The organism is Streptomyces sp. NPDC006385 (assembly GCF_040612485.1).
Taxonomy (GTDB): domain Bacteria; phylum Actinomycetota; class Actinomycetes; order Streptomycetales; family Streptomycetaceae; genus Streptomyces.
Genome location: NZ_JBEXQG010000150.1, coordinates 1 through 4620, shown reverse-complemented (window position 1 = coordinate 4620; position 4620 = coordinate 1). Strand labels below are relative to the sequence as shown.

Annotated in this window: 6 protein-coding genes; all 6 read left to right on the top strand. The window is 71.1% G+C overall.

What is annotated here, in order from left to right:
• Positions 1-34 precede the first annotated feature (34 nt).
• The 6 genes from ABZ078_RS44075 to ABZ078_RS44050 all read left to right on the top strand — a co-directional run bounded on the left by ABZ078_RS44075 (position 35) and on the right by ABZ078_RS44050 (position 4515).
• Positions 35-1270, top strand: a complete 1236-nt coding sequence (locus ABZ078_RS44075) for an MFS transporter (RefSeq protein ID WP_356584289.1) — start codon at positions 35-37, stop codon at positions 1268-1270.
• Between the two features lie 287 nt (positions 1271-1557).
• Complete coding sequence (locus tag ABZ078_RS44070) at positions 1558-1827, top strand: aldehyde-activating protein (protein ID WP_356584287.1); 270 nt, start codon at positions 1558-1560, stop codon at positions 1825-1827.
• Between the two features lie 426 nt (positions 1828-2253).
• Positions 2254-2841: a hypothetical protein gene (locus ABZ078_RS44065; protein ID WP_356584285.1), complete on the top strand. Its 588-nt coding sequence runs from the start codon at positions 2254-2256 to the stop codon at positions 2839-2841.
• Positions 2842-3161: 320 nt separating this feature from the next.
• Complete coding sequence (locus ABZ078_RS44060; RefSeq protein ID WP_356584283.1) at positions 3162-3659, top strand: hypothetical protein; 498 nt, start codon at positions 3162-3164, stop codon at positions 3657-3659.
• Positions 3660-3727: 68 nt separating this feature from the next.
• Positions 3728-3988 carry a hypothetical protein gene (locus tag ABZ078_RS44055; RefSeq protein ID WP_356584281.1) on the top strand — a complete coding sequence of 87 codons (261 nt, stop codon included), beginning with the start codon at positions 3728-3730 and terminating at the stop codon, positions 3986-3988.
• Between the two features lie 74 nt (positions 3989-4062).
• Positions 4063-4515, top strand: coding sequence for a hypothetical protein (locus tag ABZ078_RS44050; protein ID WP_356584279.1), 453 nt, complete (start codon positions 4063-4065; stop codon positions 4513-4515).
• Positions 4516-4620: the final 105 nt, after the last annotated feature.

Here is a 4620-nt window from a genome sequence, read left to right as displayed (position 1 = left end):
TCCCGAACTCCTTTCCCGGCTGTAACTCTGCGTAATACAGACGCAATACAACCCCACAGTTCTTCTTCGGCGAGCACCCTTCCCGCAAGGCCGCGCCGCCCTGCCCGCCCTCTGCGCCACCCAGATCACCAGCTGGGGCATCGTCTACTACGCCTTTCCTGTCCTCAACCCGCAGATCACCGCCGCAACCGGCTGGCCGGTCGGGGCGACCACCGCGGCATTCTCGCTCGGGCTCGTCGTCTCCGCTATCGCCGGGATCCGCGTCGGGCACATCCTCGACCGGCGCGGCCCGCGTGCCGTCATGACCGCCGGTTCTGCGCTCGGCGTGATCAGCGTGGTGGTCGTGGCCGCGGCCCCCAACCTACCGGTCTTCATCACCGGTTGGGCGCTGGCCGGGCTCGCGATGGCGGCCACCTTCTACCAGCCCGCGTTCGCCGCTCTCACCCGTTGGTGGGGCCCCGACCATGTGCGGGCCCTGACCGTCGTCACCCTCGCCGGAGGGCTCGCCTCCACCGTCTTCGCACCCCTGACTGCGGCCCTCGCCGACGATCTGTCCTGGCGCCACACCTACTTGGTGCTCGCCGGCATCCTCGCGGCCGTCACCATCCCCGCTCACGCCCTGGCACTGCGCGCTCCCTGGCCCGATGCCCCAACGAGCCCTGCGCACGCGGCCGCAGGTGCTGCCGAGGTCGGGCGCAGCCGACCGTTCCTCCTGTTGGCCGCCGCCTTCACCCTGTCGGGCTTCGTGATGTACGCCGTTGTCGTCGCCCTCGTCCCGCTCCTCCTGGAACGCGGGTACACCACCAGCCAGGCCGCCTGGGCTCTCGGCATCGGCGGCGCAGGACAGACCCTCGGCCGTACCCTGTACGCCGCGCTCGCCCGTCGCACCACCGCCACGGCCCGCACAACGATCCTCATCGCCCTCGGTGGACTGACCACCGCCGCCTTCGCCGCGGTCCCCGGCCCGTACGCCCTGCTCATCGCCGTCTCGGTCGTAGCCGGCATGGTCCGCGGCAACCTCACCCTGCTCCAGGCCACCGCCATCACCGACCGATGGGGCACCACCCAATACGGCCGCCTCTCCGGACTCCTGGCGGCGCCGGCAACCACCGCGGCGGCCCTTGCGCCGTTCGTCGGCGCCGCCCTGGCCGTGCCCCTCGGCGGCTACGGACGGCTCTTCCTTCTCCTGGCCACCGTCTCCGCGGCCGCCGCGCTCATCGCACCGTGGACAGCAATAAGCGCAGTACGCCGCCGCCCCCCACAGCTCTGACAACCGCCGCATCCTCCTGCTGGCATAGACGAACCCGCCCTCGTGCCCGGCTCCAACCCGGCGACGACGCGCGGGTTCAGCTCATCGAAGCGGCCTACTCGCTCCGGTGAACGAGGCACGGCCTTCCTCATGGGGCCGGCCCGTAAGGCGGCCATCTCACCCCTTTGACGGCTGCCACTGCACGCCACCGCACAGAGGAACAAAAGAGCTGAACACATGGACTTGACAGGGAAACCTGTGTCTGCCGCCACTGTCAAAAGCTCGGTGGCACACCAGTCATGTGGTGGGTGGGATTCGAGACGGTCACCTGGACCGGTGAGGGCGGCGAGCCAACCTGGTACGAGACCTTCGAAGGCGAGGCGAAGCGCGGCTTCTGCCCGACCTGCGGCAGCCGCCTCGCGGCGATCGACAGCGACATCCCAGAGATTGGCATCCACGTCACCGCCCTCGACGACACCAGCGGCCCAGGCCTCGTGCCGATCCACGCGTCCTTCCGCGACAACGCCGCTCACTGGCTACCCCCGGTGCCGGAGACCGAGCACAGCACGGCCGGTTGACCGCCTGTCCACTGGTCGGCAACGTCACCTGCTCCCTCGAGGGCCCCGGCCGGCATCCACCGTTCTCGCCCGCGAGCAGAGGCGTGAACTCTGGGCCGAGGCCCGCCGAGGGACATGCTCAGCGAGGTCGACGGAGTGCGGCGAGGCGGCGTTCAACGGGGTGTCGAGAGTGCGCAAAGTGCGGCTGCTCCAGGAGGCGGCGGGAGCCCCTGGCGGGCATGACGACCGTCCCACACCAGAGCGGGCCGCGTCCCCGCGCTCGCGGGGAGAATCCCGCCAGGACCGGCTCTCCTGGCCCGGTCATGCTAGCCGCACGGATCAGCCCGCCTCCGGGGCTGTCCCAAACCGGGAGCGGCCGCAAGGATGGAGCCGCCCGTTGGCCGGACAACGCAACGCCTCGGCCTCGCGGCGGCGAGAATGGCAGCCATGTCACTCTCCCTGGCCCGCTGTGTGGCAGCGGTTGCCCGCCTGCTGGATGGCTGCGGCCCGCTGGAGCCGGTCCGGCTGTGCATGAGCGACCGTGACGTGCAGGCGGAGGTGTGCGCGAGCGGGCCGGCCGCCGCGGTGAGCATGGCGCGGCTGTCAGCGGCGACGGGCGGCGAGACGGCCGGCGGAGTGGACGACCATGACGACGGTGTGATCACGGCGGACCTGGAAGACGAAGTGGTCCTGGTCGCCGCCGTGGACGCGCCGGTGCACGAGGCCGCGCCCAGGCTCCGCGCAACGTCGACGTCGGCGGCGGCCGGGCTGCTCCGGACACTGGCCCCGTGGACGGCCGCACTGGACCATGAGCTGCTGTCGGGGGCCCAGTTGTGGGTGGAGGACCACGGCCAGGGCTTCACGGTCCGGCTGCTGGCGACAGCCGCGTGCGGTAACGACCTGGAGAGCATCGCCGCTGCCGCCGGCGCAGGGCTGGAGCAGGTCCGGACATGGCGCACCGACAGCGGTCTGGACGGGCGGGGAAACCTCCCGTGCGGCCAGCCCGTTCACCTCGGCATCGTCTGCCTTCCCTGACCATCCGAGTCGGCCGCCCGCCAGCTGCCGCGATGTGCGATGCGCTCGGGGGCGGTTGAGGCGGCTCCGGGCCGCCGACCGGTTCGCGTCCTCGCTCGCGGGCTGAACGGCGGTGTGTCGAAGGCCCGTGATCCGACGCGGACGGGCACGGTGGCCTGCTTCCCCTGAGGGTGCCTCCAGGAGACTCACCTCTCCTCATCGTTGCGTATTTGGGTTTCAATATGTAATGTTATTCGTGTTGAGGGTGCCGTTCCCCTCCACCCCACACACCTCTCGGAGCCGCACCGCCGCTCCCCCATGCCCACTTCCGGAGAACTCCCATGACCGAAGCTGAAGTTGTTACCTCCGTCATATCCCGCCTCGTCGCCCATGCCGACGAGCCCCAGACCCAGCTCATCCATGAACTCGCCCGCCAGGCCGGCTACCTGTGGCGCTGCGGCAACCCGGCCTGCCCCGCCTACAACTACCAGGGGCAGCGCTACTGCAAGGGCTGCGGATGGGGCCGCAAGGGCAAGCCCGTCGGCGACCTCCGCCCGTGCATGTACACCGAGCGCCGGTGGGCCGCGCTGCGCCGCGCGCTGCTCCAGCACTACGGCCCCGACGTCCCGATGCCCGATGCCGTGGTCTTCGACTACTGGGGCGGACCCGGCTGGCGCGGCGCGGAGGTCACCGAGATGTACGGCGGCAGGACCGAAGAGGTCACCGACGGGTTCCGCGACCGGGACCGCTTCGCGGACATCGGCGCCGCCCTCGATTCCCTCACCACGTGGTCGGAGCCGGGCCACGGCGAACACATCCGCGTCGTCCTGGCCTCCTGAACCTCACCGTCCTCGGGGCCTGGTGAGCCACCACCGGGCCTCGGGCAGCCACGAAGGCGAGCCACGCCATGTCCACTCTGCTGATCGGCCGCTGGTCCACGGACAACGCCACCCTCAGCATCACCGCGTCCCACCAGATCGACGGCGAGGACCAGGCCGCCGTCGACGCCCTCACCCGGCCCGCGTTCGCCAACGGCGCGAACTGGGCGTGCACGTTCCCCGTCGACACCCACCGCCACGCCGTGCAGCGCGCGTACGAGGAGTTCGCCCGCGACGACGACGCCTGGCTCGACGACACCGTCGAGCACGTCGAGCCGGTCACCCCCTGACCTCACCCCACAGCCGCGCCCGTCTCCGCGCCGGGCGCCCTCTCCCCCCTGTCCCGCACCCGAAGGGCTCTCCCATGCTCGACAACACCGAATTCGAGTGGGTCTCCGCCAACGCCACACCGGTCCTGCTCTACCCCGGCTTCAGCTCCGACGACGCACTCGTCGAGCCCGGCGAGATCGTCGCCGCCGTCTACGACAGCAGCGATGGCATCGCCCTCTACGGCAACCGCGACAAGGTGCTCAACCGCCTCCTCCAGCTCGTCGAAGCCGTCCGCAACGCTCCGCCCGTCCCCACCACGGAGGCGTGCATCGCGGCCACGACCGACCCGACCGTCTGGAAGCCGGGCTCCCTCACCTCGCCTCTGGCTCCGACGAGCAAGGGCTGGACCCTGTGCGGCGCCGAGTCCCACCAGCCCATCGCGGCCGATCCCCGCCTGGCGACCTGTTCCGACTGCGTCGACGCCTTCAACGAGCGCGGGCCGCAAATCCCCCTCCGCCTCGTCCACTTCCTCCCCGCCAAGCCCTGACACCACCCCACGCCGCCCTCCTCCGGTGCCGGGCCCGCACCGACCTGCCGGGCGCCAAGGGCAAGCGGGTCGGCGTCACCGTCCACGACCTCGGCCGAGGCGACC